Source organism: Nitrospirota bacterium, from assembly GCA_026387665.1.
Taxonomy (GTDB): Bacteria; Nitrospirota; Nitrospiria; order Nitrospirales; family Nitrospiraceae; genus Palsa-1315.
The window spans coordinates 15037-29941 of record JAPLLG010000005.1; the positions used below are offsets into that span (position 1 = coordinate 15037).

General features: G+C 58.1%; 13 protein-coding genes. 9 read left to right on the top strand and 4 right to left on the bottom strand.

The annotated features are described in order from the left end of the window. Positions 1–20: 20 nt before the first annotated feature. Genes NT179_03355 through NT179_03365 form a run of 3 tightly spaced genes read right to left on the bottom strand, consistent with a single transcriptional unit; the run spans position 21 to position 2796 of the window. Entirely contained in the window at positions 21–677 is a 657-nt protein-coding gene (locus NT179_03355; protein MCX5721052.1) for a hypothetical protein, read from the bottom strand. 47 nt (positions 678–724) lie between these two features. Continuing rightward, the gene (gene modA / locus NT179_03360; GenBank protein ID MCX5721053.1) at positions 725–1579 is read right to left on the bottom strand and encodes a molybdate ABC transporter substrate-binding protein; all 855 of its coding nucleotides are present in this window, start codon (positions 1577–1579) and stop codon (positions 725–727) included. Positions 1580–1596: 17 nt separating this feature from the next. Continuing rightward, positions 1597–2796 carry a helix-turn-helix domain-containing protein gene (locus tag NT179_03365; protein ID MCX5721054.1) on the bottom strand — a complete coding sequence of 400 codons (1200 nt, stop codon included), beginning with the start codon at positions 2794–2796 and terminating at the stop codon, positions 1597–1599. 219 nt (positions 2797–3015) lie between these two features. On the opposite strand from NT179_03365, the gene NT179_03370 reads away from it, so the two are divergent. The 9 genes from NT179_03370 (at position 3016) to NT179_03410 (ending at position 12201) form a co-directional block, all read left to right on the top strand. Further along, on the top strand, positions 3016–4062 hold the full coding sequence (locus NT179_03370; protein ID MCX5721055.1) for a hypothetical protein: 1047 nt from the start codon (positions 3016–3018) through the stop codon (positions 4060–4062). 33 nt (positions 4063–4095) lie between these two features. Then, positions 4096–4275, top strand: a complete 180-nt coding sequence (locus NT179_03375; protein ID MCX5721056.1) for a DUF2292 domain-containing protein — start codon at positions 4096–4098, stop codon at positions 4273–4275. Positions 4276–4424: 149 nt separating this feature from the next. Further along, on the top strand, positions 4425–6062 hold the full coding sequence (locus tag NT179_03380) for a hypothetical protein (GenBank protein ID MCX5721057.1): 1638 nt from the start codon (positions 4425–4427) through the stop codon (positions 6060–6062). A 36-nt stretch (positions 6063–6098) separates the two neighbouring features. After that, positions 6099–6917 (top strand): molybdate ABC transporter substrate-binding protein, encoded by an 819-nt coding sequence (gene modA / locus NT179_03385; GenBank protein MCX5721058.1) that lies wholly within the window; start codon positions 6099–6101, stop codon positions 6915–6917. Next, positions 6914–7630, top strand: a complete 717-nt coding sequence (locus NT179_03390; protein MCX5721059.1) for a hypothetical protein — start codon at positions 6914–6916, stop codon at positions 7628–7630. Before modA (NT179_03385) ends, NT179_03390 begins: the two co-directional genes overlap by 4 nt. A 181-nt stretch (positions 7631–7811) precedes the next feature. Further along, positions 7812–9371 carry an ATP-binding protein gene (locus tag NT179_03395; protein MCX5721060.1) on the top strand — a complete coding sequence of 520 codons (1560 nt, stop codon included), beginning with the start codon at positions 7812–7814 and terminating at the stop codon, positions 9369–9371. Further along, on the top strand, positions 9368–10726 hold the full coding sequence (locus NT179_03400; GenBank protein MCX5721061.1) for a sigma-54 dependent transcriptional regulator: 1359 nt from the start codon (positions 9368–9370) through the stop codon (positions 10724–10726). The genes NT179_03395 and NT179_03400 overlap by 4 nt, the downstream gene beginning before the upstream one ends. 92 nt (positions 10727–10818) lie before the next feature. After that, complete coding sequence (locus NT179_03405; GenBank protein MCX5721062.1) at positions 10819–11436, top strand: pyridoxamine 5'-phosphate oxidase family protein; 618 nt, start codon at positions 10819–10821, stop codon at positions 11434–11436. Between the two features lie 162 nt (positions 11437–11598). Beyond that, the gene (locus tag NT179_03410; GenBank protein ID MCX5721063.1) at positions 11599–12201 is read left to right on the top strand and encodes a GPR1/FUN34/YaaH family transporter; all 603 of its coding nucleotides are present in this window, start codon (positions 11599–11601) and stop codon (positions 12199–12201) included. A 24-nt stretch (positions 12202–12225) separates the two neighbouring features. Here the strand turns inward: NT179_03410 and NT179_03415 are convergent, their stop codons facing one another. Beyond that, positions 12226–14646 (bottom strand): Tex family protein, encoded by a 2421-nt coding sequence (locus NT179_03415; protein ID MCX5721064.1) that lies wholly within the window; start codon positions 14644–14646, stop codon positions 12226–12228. Positions 14647–14905 lie beyond the last annotated feature (259 nt).

Genomic DNA, 14905 nt, shown 5'->3' on the forward strand with positions numbered 1-14905 from the left:
AGGCCTACAAGAGCAAGCGATTAGGGTGACGGAATCGTTTTCAAAAACGTCAGAAAGTCCACTCCTCGACGGTCGATTGTGGGATCCATCACATAGAATCGACCCGGCTCGAAATAGAGCAGGTAGGTCTTCTCGGGAGTCCAGGGCGTTGGATAGTTGTAATCGTAAGGATCTGATTGCGTGACTGGCTGCTGAACATGAAAGTAATCGATGGTCAGATGGAGCAGTTGACCATGCACGGCCACCCATCCGCCTGTAACATCGCGCCGGTAACGAGGGTTCATGCCAGGTGCGAAAAGCTCGAAATAGACCCGCTCTTCCGGCCCGGCCTTCCTCAGCGCATCGGCCAGCTGCGGAGCCAACACTTGCAACTCGTCATCCCTGAACAACTTCTTCGGCAATGCCTCTTCGGCAAACCACCGAAGCGGCAGGCGCTGTTGCTCGCGCAGAGAAAAGCCGCGGAGTATAGCCGCCACCTGCTGCGGAGTAATCTGGACCGGATGCATATATCCAGCCAGCGTGATTTCCCGTTGCAGCATGACGGACAGCCGCTGCTCCTCATGCACCACCGTCGTCGTATAGGGCATCCGCGCACAGGCCCCCTGAGACAGGCCGCCCAAGGCCAACAGGATAAATAGCCCCCTTGCTGATTTCTTCGCCACCATCACCAGGGACATGAGCAACCTCCCCACCGTTTAGCGCACGCAACACACAACAGCTCCGACTACCGCCCTCGTTCAGGCAGACCGTACCCCAATCCTTTGAGGATGCTTCGGGCCTCAGAGGATTGGACAAAGGCCAAAAACTCTTCACAAAGTGGACGATCGGGACAATACCGTTCCATTGCCAGCGAATGGACGATCGGATGGCTAACCTGTTCAGAGGCGACAGCGACCACCCGAACTCGCTCTCGTTGTTCATAGGCGTCCGGACCAAAGATAATCCCGACATCGGCCTGTCCCTGTAACAGGTGATCCAAGACGGCGCGGGCATCCGTCGCCACATCCAAGCGACGTGTCATCGCCTCTGCGATTCCCAAGGCCTTCAACAGTTCGTCGGTCTTTTGCCCAACCACAGTCAGCAACGGATCTGCGACGGCCACTCGGATCCTGGTATCCTGGGCCAGCGCCTCAAACGACGACGGCGCATCGACAAGCGATTCCGGCACGACCAGCACCAACGAAACGGTGGCATAAGGCCGGCGCGTCTGTGGGAGCACGTAATATTTCTGTTCCAAGCGAGTGAGCAGCTCATCGCCGCCCGGCGCAATAAGGTGAATGGGGCCTGAGCCAATAAAGTATTGTCCCGTGGGATGGTTCTCCATCGCGGCGATCGTGCGACGCAGATCCAGCCCTGAGTCGAAATAGAGTCGGACCTTCACCTGTTGGTGGGACGACTCAAAGGCCCTCGCCAGCGCCTCAAGCGGTTGGGCCAGACTGGGAGAGGCAGCAATGACCAAGGGCTCAGAAGCCTGGGCGTGAGACGCGAAACATGAAGCGAGCGGTGAGACGAGGAAGGCAAGACACCAGCCGAACAGACGTGCACGAACCCCATATCCGCTGACGCGCAGCCAACCCACTCTACGCCTGAGGCCCCTCACGCCTGCCCCTTTACATCTGACGATTGACGAAGGTCATGGACCCTTCCGGTTTCCCTCGTGTCATAGCCCCCCAGCGCGTCGATCTCCGCGCGAAAAGAGCGGCTGACGATGGTCTCGAACAGGTGAGCCAATGTCGGATGGGATTTGAGATAGGCTTTGGGCACCACAAGATCGTACCGGGCTGCTTGCAGCGGCACGAAATCGAGGCCGAAGAGTTGCGCGGCGGATCGAATCCCGATCCCGATGTCGGCCTGATGGCTGGCGATGGCCCTGGCCACTTCGAAGTGAGACGACACCATCGTCTCGTATCCGCGTACGTGAGCCGAGTCGATCCCTGCTGCTCGCAGCCTCTGATCGAGCATGAGCCTGGCTCCCGCCCCCTCTTCGCGATTCACGAGAGTCACTAGAGGGTCCGCCACATCAGCGATCGTTCGAATGGACTTGGGATTGCCTGGACGGACGAGGAAACCTTCCTCCCAGGTTGCGAACGTCACCACGTCGTAGTTCGCACTCTTCAGCGCCCGTCTGAGGAAGGGCAGGTTCGATTCCCCAGTCGTCGGGTCGAAGAGATGAAGTCCTGCGACATGCACCTCGCCCTGCTGCAAGGCCCGCAACGCCGCCATGCTCCCCATCGTCCAGCCGACAATGGACGTCTGATCCTTCCCCTGCCGCAAATGCGCGCCGGCAAGAAAGATCGCGGGATCGCAGCCAGCGACGGAAATTTCCTCTTCGATCGCCTGACGGTCACGCGACAGAGCCACGCTCACCCTGGCGCCAGATTCCTGGCCCTGCACATCCGTGGCATACCCATCGGCCGGCACACTATAGGAGAGGACCTCGCCAAGTTCCGTGACCGGTCGCACGATCATACGAGCCCCGACCCTCGAGACCTTCACGCGAACTGTTGAAATCTTCTCATCGCGCCGGGGAAGATGACCGATCAGCCTCCCTTCGATGACCTCCTGTTCATCCGCCAGACTGAAGAGATCTTCCACACGACAACTCAACGCAGCTGCCAGACGAAGCGCGACCGCCGTCGTGGGTAAATAGAGATGCGATTCGATGGCAGAGATAGCCTGCCTGGTGATCCCGGCTTTTCCGGCAAGCTCACCCTGTGAAAGATCGTGAGCGATGCGGATCGCTTTCAGATGATTCTGGAAATGTTCGACAGATTCTGCTTTGTGCGGCTGCCCCATGATAAAATGTGCATAGCATGAATACTTGCTAATAGCAATAATACAATTCCATCATATTTATGGCTGGCCACATATTTCGCTGACTTAGAAAGCTGAATGATTCTCCATCATAATAATTAAATGATAATAAACAGCAACATATTCAATTGTTGACAATCTAGATTCATATACATTATACATATCTCATCATTTACGACCGGAATAATAGGAATTGAAATTATGTTTGCGTTAATCCGACAGATTCACAATCGAAAACTCTTCCTGAGCTCCCTCGCCTTCTTCCTCCTGACGGCTGCCGTTGCCCCTCCCTCATCTTCAGCGCTGGACTGGGTCCCGACCGATGAGGAGATCAAAAAGTATCGCCAGAGCTGGAATCCACTCTCCCATGGTCCAGTCCTCCTCCAGGCTGTCGATACGCAGCCGAGGGGGCAGCTCTCAATCAGAGAATTCCTGTTCTCACAAATCGGAGAGAGCAGCTTCGGCAATCGCCTCGGCGGTCCGACCGACAGCAAAAATGGGCCGGTTCATCTCTACCAACTGTCACCCTCGATCAATACCGCCTACGGATTGACCAACCACATCGAAGTAGGCGCCGCCATTTCGATCAATTCATTCTGGGCCACCCAAAACGGGCAGAGCACGAGCTCGACCGGCTTCGGCGACACCTCGCTCATCATGAAATACCGGCCCATCATCCAAGACCCTGGAGGCTGGCGCCCCTCCATTACTCATTACACGCAGATTGTGCTTCCCACCAGCCGCTGGGCCGATGCGGAGAAGCCACCAGGAGGATTCTCGCCACTTGGCCGGCTTCCCAGTACGCGATTCGGCGAATATGGGCTGACGCAAGGACTCATGACGAGAAAGAACCTCGAACCCATTCGCATCAGCGCAGCCCTGTTCTATACCTACGCCGCGCCAGGAGAGAACAACGGAAAGAACACCTACACCGGCGACATCGTCAATACGCGACTGATCTTCGAGCACATACTCAATGACCAGAACGGGTTCGGGTATAACATCGAAGTCAGCACCTTACACGGGCTCACCTGGCGGGCAGATGGACATGAAGTCAACGCAGGACAAAAAAGCGGCTTTACGATTATCGGGGTGGAGCCGGCGCTGCAATGGAACTTTTCTCAGAACTGGCTGGTCGCCGTCGGTTGCCAGTTTACCGTTGCAGGCCAAAATGCCGTTAATGCCATCTATCCGAATCTGTCCGTCTTCTGGTTCTGGGACAAGAGCGGAAAGATTGTCATGCGTTAATCCCTTCACGCGAGAGCCAACAGGACCGTCTTCATGGGAAACACCGAACGATCAGATCGACAGGACCATCAAACCATTGAGCAGGCGATTCGCCTCGCGCTCAAAGACATCCGCTTTGGATCCATTGAAATCATCGTTCACGATTCCAAAGTCGTGCAGATTGAACGCAAGGAAAAGATCCGTTTTGGCAGCGAACCTTCGACCACACGCTGAGAGCACGATGAGACGCCTTACCTGCTGTCACAACTAAAGGAGAACGACCGGCCGACCAGATGACTGGAGGCCCAAGACCGACTATTTCAATCGTCAAATTGAGAGCTGACCGGACCACCGGAAGTTCACATGTCACGGAGGGAACCGACATGAGAATTTCCGGTTTGCTGTTTGTCACACTCGCAGTCGTGCTGCCGCTCGCAGGCCTCACACCACCAGCGCTGGCCGTCGAGGAAGGCCAGCTCGTCAAGAAAGAGGGCAAGTGGGAATACTATTCCGGCGAGGACCCTGGCCTTAAATATCTCTATCTCAAAGGAATCATCACCCAAGAGGAGTACGACAAAGGCCTCAGGGTGATCGAGACGAAAGAACGTGTCTCCAAGCCGAACTTCAATATCGACGTCAACAACGGCCTGAATATTCGAGTCGGAGAGAAATTCTTTCTGAAGCTCCGGCTGCTCACCCAGGTGCGCTACACCCACAGTTCTTACAATTCAGCCTGGGGGTCGGTCGGAGACTCAAGAAATCCTGAGATTCTCGGGGGCCAGGTCGAGTTTCGGGCCATCAAGAAACAGAGCGACTCAAGTCTGTTTTCAGTCCCCCGCGCTCGCCTCCAATTCCTGGGCTATGCGTTCGATCCTGACTTCCGCTACAACTTTTCTGTGGCCCTGGATCAAACATCGACGGATCAAGAAGGTGGCAGCGGCAGGGCTAAACTTCTCGATGCCTATGTCGCCTCCTGGCATATCCCCGTGGCAACAGTGCAGGTCGGTCAACAGCGGGTTTGGTTCAATCGCGCCCAGATCAGTTCGATCGCCACGTCAACCTTCTCAGACAATATGATTGTCCAAAGAGCCTTTGCCGCCAACCAGATCGACAGTCGTGACGTCGGAATCAGCATTCTCAGCGATGAGGATCAATACAAATTCAACTACGCGATTGGTATTTGGGGAGGGGTCGGACCAAACTTGACACGGGAGGGCACTTCCGTCAGTCAACGGGTGCTGCCCCCCAGCGGCGGTGGAGGTCCCGCGTCAGGAACAACTCGAACCTATAATTATGACACCCGTTTCGCAACCGGCGAGATGTTATACACGGCCCGGCTGCTGTACAAGATCTCAGGCAATCCAGGGTATGGCCAGGGAGATATCTTGAACTCCCGTACGCCTCAGGTGGCCATTGCAGCGGGCTATGCCTACAACCCGGCCCAAAACTACTTGAGTGCCATCCGATCAGACATTGTGGACCGTGCCTATCGCCAGAGTGTCACCAAAGCGGGAAACGGCCGGCTCCTCGGTGGAGGGATCTACGACTTCCAGACCTATGCAACGGATTTCATCGCGAAGTACCAGGGGTGGTCCATCCAGTCCGAAGGATACTTCCGGCACCAGCGGGTGAGGAACAAGGACAGTGGAGCCACACCGTTCGACCTCGCCACCGTACCGGCGGCCCAATATACCGGCCCCCCAGTGGATTTGGGCCAGGCCTGGGGCTGGTATGCCCAGGTCGGGAAATATGTCATCCCCCGAAAACTCGAGCTTGCCGTCCGGTATGGGGTGATGGATCCCTCAACCAAACAGAAGCACGATCTCACGAAGGAATTCGGCACCGCCATCAACTACAGCTTCGACGGCACCTACAACAACCGGCTCGTCGTCGATTACTCCAATATCACCATGGGAAGCGGCGGGCGCGCACCGGACCGGTATCCGTTCGAGAGCCAAGCAGGATTTGGGCGCGATCTCATCGAAAACCGGATCAATGTGCAGTACCAGTTCTATTTCTAGAACGACACGAATTATTTCACTGTCAGGAGAACAATTATGAAACACGAATGGTTCAGGTCTTTACTCTTCTTCGGAGTCGCGACGGCATCGCTCTGGGTCACCCCATCCGTGCAGGCGCAACCGGAGACCCTCACCATCGCAGCCGCCAACAGCCTCAGAGAGGTGTTTCGTCACGTGCTGCCGCTTTTCGAGAAGCAGCACCCCGAAATCAACGTGCGGGTCATCTATGGCCCCTCGCAAACGCTCCGCAGTCAAATTGAACAGGGTGCGCCCGTGGACATCTTCCTGCCGTCGCTGTTTGAGGAAATTGAACAGCTCGAACAGAAGGGTCTGATCATTCAAGGCACTAAGCGGGCCTATGCCGGCACGTCGCTGGTCTTGATTACCAGTGCCACCCACCCCGCCCCCATCGGCTCCGTTCAAGATCTGCAGACAGTCCCGGTCCGACGGATCGCCGTCGGGGATCCCAAGTCCTCCTCTGTGGGAAAAGTGGCGGCACAGTTCATCAAATATACCAAGCTCGATGCCCAACTGAAGTCTCATTACGTGTTCGGCGAACATTCCCGTGCCGTGCTCGATCTGGTCGCTAACGGCGAAGCTGAAGTCGGCGTCCTGTATCGGACAGACGCCGTCGAGAATGCGAAGGTCCGCATTCTCGATACAGTCCCGGCCGGTTCCCATACTCCCATCCGCTATGGCGTTGCCGCGACCTGGACCGCCAAGAACCTTTCAGGCGCGGGAGACTTCATCACATTTTTGCTGACGCCAGAAGTGCAAACCCTCTTGCAAGAGCACGGGTTCGATCGCGCAGCACCGCAGGCAGGGTCCGCTCAAGGAAAGGAAGGGCAAAAATGAATCGCTTCAATAAGACTATGACTGAGCCGTCTGCATGGCCGCTTCGCGCCCTGTTGCTCATTGCCGGAATATCCATCATCACCGGTTGCGCGAACAAGCCCGTCCCACAGCCGAAATCCATCTATGAGTCGGGGCTGAGCACGGTCCGATTGGAACAGGACCCCGACTCGATTTCCAATTCTCACCCCGCCACGCTGACCGCCACCGAGGTGGGCACATTGCTTCGAGGGGTTCGCGCTTGGGAACGGCGGAACGTCATTCACCGGCTGTTTGCCGGTGAAGCCGATCGAACCAGAGCGTTCCGGAACGAAGAGATTGCCGTACTGGCACCTCCTCTTTCCAAAGCGCTGGCTCAGGCCGCTCCGACAGAACGTGTGTACTTCCATTTGAGTCATGCTACAGATCAGGGGGATGAGGAAACCACCACGGGCTGGATCTCCATCCGGGGACCGATTCTGCACCTGACCATCAGCGGCGTGCACGACCGACACAGCCCCGGTCCAGATATCAGCAAGTACGACCGGCAACTGCCGAACATTCCGGGAACCTCGGTATTGCACGACGTGACGTTCGAGCCGGAGGAGTTCCTGGCCAAGTCGGCGTCGAAGGCGCGTTTCTGGGCGCCAGATCAGCAGGAAGAGTTGCAGATACGATACCGGGAAGCATTGGGATCAATACCGGCTCAACCTGGTCTAGAAAAAGGCAAAAGATAACCCCGTCAATTCACGAATTGAGGTCTCCCGAAAGTCCGAGGCGGCAGGGGATTCAATCCCCCGCTGCCCTAGACGGGAATAGGCAGACTAACCGCACGAGGCCTGCGCGCTGGCATCCCACGACCGAACAATCGGAAAGAGGGACGCTGGTGTGCATCATGTCGCTATGATACCTTACGCCATGCGTCGTACCTCCGTCAGCTGGATCGCCTGCCTCTCCATCGGCAAAAAACTCGCGCTGTCGTTCAGCCTGATCCTTACCCTGCTCATCGGCAGTCTCAGCGCGTCGTTTTTCTACCTCTCCCGTGTGAATAGCTATATCGATCGCCATCAACGCATCACCATTCCCGGCGTCGTCACGGCCTCGGAAATGCTCCGCAACCTCTCCGCCATGCAGACCCACATGCACCAGCTTCTTGAACATCAACGCCCTGCAGTTCAGACCGTCAGCCTGAAGGCCCTCGCAGAGATCGAGCACCGAACGCTCACGGCACTGGACACCTATCAAACCTCCCACGCCGCCCGAACGCATCCGGTCTTGTACGGCATGTTGCAACAGCACGGACGAGGCGGCCTGGCCGACCAGGAAAACCAGACGATCGTCGCCATCGCCAATGGCCTGAGCGCCTTACGTGCGCAGCGGGAAGACTTCGAAACGGCAACCAGCCAACAGACGAAACATCTGCCTCCCGCAGAGCCCCTGTACCAACAGACGGTGACCACAACCACAGATGCGATCGCCTCACTCATCGAGCTGCATCGCAAGATCGATGTGGAAATGAAGGTCGAGGGCGATCGCCTCGTCGAACAGGCGCGGCTCATCGTCCTCAGCATCGTCGGCCTGCTAGGGCTGCTCATCCTATCGATCTCCCTCATGATGCAACGGCTCGTGGCCGGACCGCTGAAGCGACTCGCCTCCACAGCCGATCGCGTTGCCCACCATGACCTCACGACCCAGTTTGAACCCTGGCCCACACAGGATGAGGTCGGCATCCTGACGAGCTCTCTGACGACCATGCTGGCGAATCTCCGCGAGCGAGGGACCGCCCTCATCCGCAAAACCAAGGAGCTCGAAGCCTTCACCTACTCAGTCGCGCATGACCTCAAAGGGCCCCTTCGCGAAATCGAAGGCTTCTCCTCGCTCTTGAAAAAACGATTTGAGGGAACCGGAGACCCCCAGGTCACACACCAGCTCGATGTCATCCGAACGTCGGCGCTCCGGCTCACCACGATGATCGATGCGCTCCTGAAGTATTCACGATTGGAACAACAGAATCTGCCGCGATCCCGCTTCAACGTGCTGGAAATGATTGGCAGCCTCATCGTCGATCGGTTCAGCGGCGCGCAAGGCCCCAAACCGAAAATTCATGTGGACCTGCCCTTCGCCGATCTCTATGGTGAGCCGGTCGGCATCCGTCAGGCCGTGGTGAACTTGCTCGACAATGCGGCCAAGTTTTCCCGACCTGCCACGACGCCGGATATCCGCATCGGCGGCACCAGGACTGCAACGGAACGGATCATCTGGATCCGCGACAACGGGATCGGCTTCGGCCCAGAGGATCGCGAGAAAATCTTCGGCCTCTTCGAACGGCTACACCAACCGGCCGACTATGAAGGCACTGGCGTCGGATTGGCGATCGTGAAAATGGTGATGGAGAAACATAGTGGGCGGGCCTGGGCTGAATCCACCCCAGGCACAGGCAGCACATTTTATTTGGCCTTTCCGGAAACAACCGCATGATGCACATCCTGGTCATCGACGACGAGGAATATATCCGATTGGTGCTGGAGCAGGCGATCCGCGAGGAAGGCTGCGAGGTCACGACCGCCTCACGGGGACAAGAGGGCTTGGACCGGCTTACCTCCGGCACCTTCGATTGCGTGGTCAGCGATCTCCGTATGCCTGGCATCGACGGCCGCGCCGTGCTGCGCTGGATAAAAGACCATCAACCGGATGTGGATGTCATGATCCTCACCGGCCATGGAGACGTGAAGGACGCGGTCGAGGCCATCAAAGAAGGTGCCTGGGATTTCCTCATCAAAGATACCCCCTTCGACGGAACGGTCATCAAGGCCGCAATCACGAAACTCCGCACCGTTCGCGCTCTCCGACGCGAGAATATCGCAGCGAGGCTGGGTGGATTCGCGCATACCCACGATCAGATTGTGCCAGGACAGAGTCCGGCCTGGCAGAAGCTCATGGCGCAGGTCGCGCAGGTGGCGCCGGCGAACGCCCCGGTTCTGATCCAAGGTGAGACCGGATCGGGAAAAGAAGTCGTGGCCCGCACCCTCCATGCGCAGAGCCGGCGCGCCACCGGCCCCTTTCTCGCCGTGAACTGCGGCGCCGTCAGCCGGGAATTGCTGGAGAGTGAACTCTTCGGCCATGAGAAAGGCTCGTTTACCGGAGCAACCGCCGCAAAGCCAGGGCTCATTGCCGCAGCAGAAGGCGGCACCCTCTTCCTGGATGAAGTCGGAGAAATGCCGGGACCGATGCAGGTGAGCCTGCTGAGATTTCTTGACCGCAGAGAATACCGGCCAGTCGGCAGCACGCGCACCCTCCAGGCCGATGTCCGCATCGTCGGCGCCACGAATGGAGACCTCCAGGAACTCGTGCACCAGGGCCGCTTCCGGGACGATCTGCTCTACCGCATCAACACCGTCACCCTCCGGGTACCATCCCTCCGCGAGCGGACGGAAGACATCCCTCGCCTGGCAGAATACTTCCTTGCCACGGTCCGGACCCCGGGAACGGCCGCCAGATCCTTCGCACCGGACGCCATCGCGCGGCTAGTGAGCTATGCCTGGCCTGGCAATATCCGCGAATTGCGAAACGTGATCGAGCGAGTCGTCCTAATGAACCCCGCTGCCGCTAGCAGGCCTATCTCACTGGAGGACATCGCCCAGGTCTTGCCACAGCCAGCAGCCAACAACGACGCCTCACACCAGACCAACCTGTCGATGGACGACATGGAACGGGTCCATATCCTGCGAGTCCTCGACGCGCACCGCGGCAATAAAACCCACGCGGCTAAAGCCCTTCAGATCGACTACAAAACGCTGCTCACGAAACTCAAGAAATACGGGCTCGCCCCATAATAGAGGAAATGGTGCAGCCAAGCGGCCCCTCATGTAGAATGAGGAATCCCCCTCTCGTGGAGGCGCCAGCGAAAGACGAAGGAACGGCAGCCATGAAACGCCCGGTATCAGCAGCAGCAGAACAACAGGCACAGAAACGGTTTGGCACCAGCACACGCGCCGCGTCGTTTTACGCCAAGCAGATGCTGGATCACCTGAATCCCACGATGCAGCAGTTCATCGCTCGGCAGGAAATGGCCTTCATTGCCACCGCCGATGCCAAAGGCTCATGCGATTGTTCCTTTCGAGCCGGTGCGCCTGGATTCGTGCAGGTGCTCGATAAAAAAACACTCGCCTACCCGGAATATCGGGGCAACGGCGTCCTGGCGAGTGTGGGTAATATCCTGGAGAACCCGCAGATCGGCATGATCTTTCTGGATTACTTCCAAAGCACAGTCGGCTTGCACGTCAACGGAAAGGCGCGCGTGCTCTCCCCCGATGAGATCACCAGCCTCCCCCATCTGCCGGCGAGCATGGTCGAAGCGGCTAAGCTGAAAAAGGGCCGCCGCCCGGAGGCCTGGATCGTGGTCGACGTGGAAGAATCCTATATCCACTGCTCCAAACATATCCCCCTCCTCAAGCGGCTGGACAAAAAGATCGATTGGGGCAGCGACGACGACAGCAGCAAAGGCGGAAACTACTTCAAAACCAAACCGGTCCCTAAGCCCTAACACCGGCCCTTCCCATCAACAGCAGGTCCCTCACAAATAGCCCCCGGCACGCCACGCTCCATTCCTCAAGTAATGTTGCTTTTCCCACTGCCGCTCCTGCATGCTGCCGAGGTTTGACCATCACCTCTGCGTCATGCAGCTGAATCTATGCAAGGAGTTCCCATGGCCGATGAATTACACCCGCGACGAATCGATGTCTTGGCAATTGGATTGTTCGGACTGGCGGTCGGCGCCCTCACCCTCGGCTCTGCACAGCTAGGTGTGATTCCGGAGCGAGATCATATCGGCACACTGGTCATCGCCCTGGCCTTCGGCGGCATCGTGCAAATCCTGGCCGGCATGACCGACATCCGCTATCACGAGCAACTCGGCGGCACGGCACTAACGATGTACGGATTCTTCTGGACCACTGTCTGCACCGCCAAGCTGGTCAGTGCGAGCACCAACTTCCAGGTCGATATGGTGCTGTTCGCGCCGATCAATCTGGTGTATTTTTTCTTTTCCGCCGTCATGGTCTACCTCACCGCCTACCGGAATATGACGCTCTGCGCCCTACACCTCGTCATTACTGCGACCTTCTTCCTCACCTTCCTGGCACGCCTAGGTCAAATCGGTGAATTGTTTCCCGGCATCTTCCACATCCTCGTGGGACTCATGGCGTTCTATCACGCAATAGCCAGCCTGACCTTTGCCTTTACCGGCCATGCCCTGCTTCCGTTGGGTCCGGCGCTCTTGCACCATCGGGCGGATAAATCGCACAGCTAGGACCGGTCGTCCCAGCGCAGCTTGCTACGGCTTCTGCTTGGCGCGAGCCAGGGCGAGCGCCATCGCCATTGTGCCAGCCGGCTGAGGCTGCTGACGCTCCGGAGCACGCTGGGGCGCGGACGGACGCCGCTCACGCTCGTCACGCGCGATGCCGGACGAGGCCTCGGCAGATCCACGGCCTGCAGCCGCCATACTGCCAGGCGCATCGTCGAGACGCATAGTCAACGCGATGCGCTGACGTTTCACATCCACCTCCAGCACCTTCACCTTGACGATCTGGCCCGGCTTCACAACCTCATGGGGGTCCTTGATGAATTTGTTGGCCAACGCCGACACATGCACGAGACCGTCCTGATGGACGCCAATATCGACAAAGGCGCCGAAGGCTGCGACGTTCGTCACCACACCTTCGAGGACCATGCCTGGATGCAGGTCCGTCAGAGACTCAACTCCCTCCTGGAAGGTGGCAGTCTTGAATTCAGGGCGCGGATCACGGCCAGGCTTTTCTAATTCTGTCAGGATATCGCGCACCGTCGGCACGCCAAACTTCTCATCGGTAAAGTCAGCGGGAGACAACCCCTTCAACACCGCCGGCTGCCCCATCACCTCCATCATCCCTTTGCCGATCCGCGCCAGAATCCGCTCGACCACTGGATAGGCTTCCGGATGGACCGAGGAACGATCCAACGGATTGTCTCCATCGTTGATGCGTAGAAATCCGGCCGCCTGCTCGAAGGTCTTATCGCCCAAACGAGGCACCTTGCGAATCGTGCTACGATTCGGAAAGGGCCCATTCGCATCCCGGTATTCAACGATATTCTTCGCCAGCACCTTGTTCAAACCCGACACCCGCTCCAGCAATGGAACCGAGGCCGTATTAACGTCCACCCCCACGGCATTGACGCAGTCTTCGACGGTCGCATCAAGCGAACGAGCCAGCGCCCGCTGGTTCACATCATGCTGATATTGACCGACGCCGATGGCCTTGGGATCGATCTTCACCAGCTCCGCCAGCGGGTCTTGCAACCGCCGGGCGATGGAAACAGCCCCGCGCAAACTCACATCCAACTCGGGAAACTCTGCCGCAGCGAAGGCCGAGGCAGAGTAGACCGAGGCGCCTGCTTCGCTCACCACGATCTTGGCCACTTTCTGTTCCGGCTTATGAGCCGTGACCAATTTAATCACTTCAATGGCCAGCTTGTCGGTCTCGCGACTGCCGGTCCCATTCCCGATCGAAATCAGCTCTACGCCATGTTGCACGACCAGCCGCGCCAGCGTCGCCAGCGATCCCTGCCAGTCATTGCGAGGCTGAAGCGGGTACACGGTCGTAGTTTCTAATAGTTTGCCGGTTGCATCGACCACTGCCACCTTACAGCCGGTACGGATGCCCGGGTCCAGGCCGAGCACGGCCTTCGGTCCTGCCGGCGCCGCCAGCAACAATTCATGCAGATTGCGCCCGAAAATCTTAATCGCCTCGGTTTCCGCTGCTTCACGCAACTGCACCAGCAGTTCCACCGTAAGATGTAGGTGCACCTTCACCCGCCAGGTCCAATCGCAGACGCCCATGAGCCACTTGTCCGCGCGACGGCCCCGGTCCTCGATCCCGACATGAGCCGCGACTGTCGCGATGCAGGGATGCGGCACGACGGCTTCCAGCGCCTCGCCCAGGCCCAAGTCCATCTTCAACACACCCAGCGTGCGGCCACGGAACAGCGCCAACGCGCGATGCGAGGGGATGGTGCGAATGGTTTCAGAATAGGCGTAGTAATCCCGGAACTTTTCTTCCTCGGCCATCTCCCGGCCCTTCACCACGGTGGACGTGATGACGCCCTGATCCCAGAGGCGAGTCCGCAATTTCGCGAGCAGCTCGGCCGTCTCGGCAAAACGCTCGACCAGAATATCCCGCGCCCCCTCAAGGGCTGACTTGGCGTCCGGCACATTGATCGCTTCCACGCCCTCGGCAGCAGGCTTCACATTCAGATACTTCGCCGCTTCCTGTTCCGGATCGAGCGTCGGATCGGCGAACAATGCATCAGCCAAAGGCTCCAATCCCGCCTCGCGCGCAATCTGCGCGCGCGTGCGCCGCTTGGGCTTGTAGGGCAAATAGAGGTCTTCCAACGTTTGCTTAGTCGCAGCCGCTTCAATGGTGCCACGCAGGACGTCCGTCAGTTTGCCCTGCTCCTCGATCGAAGCCAGAATCGCCGCGCGCCGCAGCTCCAGCTCACGCAGATATAGCAACCGCTCTTCCAACGTCCGCAAATGCGTATCGTCCAGATTGCCTGTGGCTTCCTTGCGATAGCGTGAGATAAACGGCACGGTCGACCCTTCATCGAGCAGGGCGACCGCAGCCGCGACCTGATGCGCGCCTACACCGAGCTCCTTCGCGATGAGTGGAATGATCTTCAACTGCGCGGTGGCTGAAACTGGCTGAGTCCCTGGCAACATCATCTCTCTCTGTGACCGATCTTTCCGAAAACGCAGCGCGACGAGCCGACCCACTCGACGTGACGCGCGCTTTCTTTTTATTATGGTGCGCTGAAGGTCTTGGCTTGCGGAATGAATTCGTCCATGCCGGCATCAACAAGTGGCGGCGAGTTTACTGCAAAAGCCCCCGCGTATCCACCCCATCACGCTCAAAGCCGCACGAGCCACAGATCGCCTGCTAGATCTCAGCCCGAGACTCCGTTACACTTCCAGAAAAGGA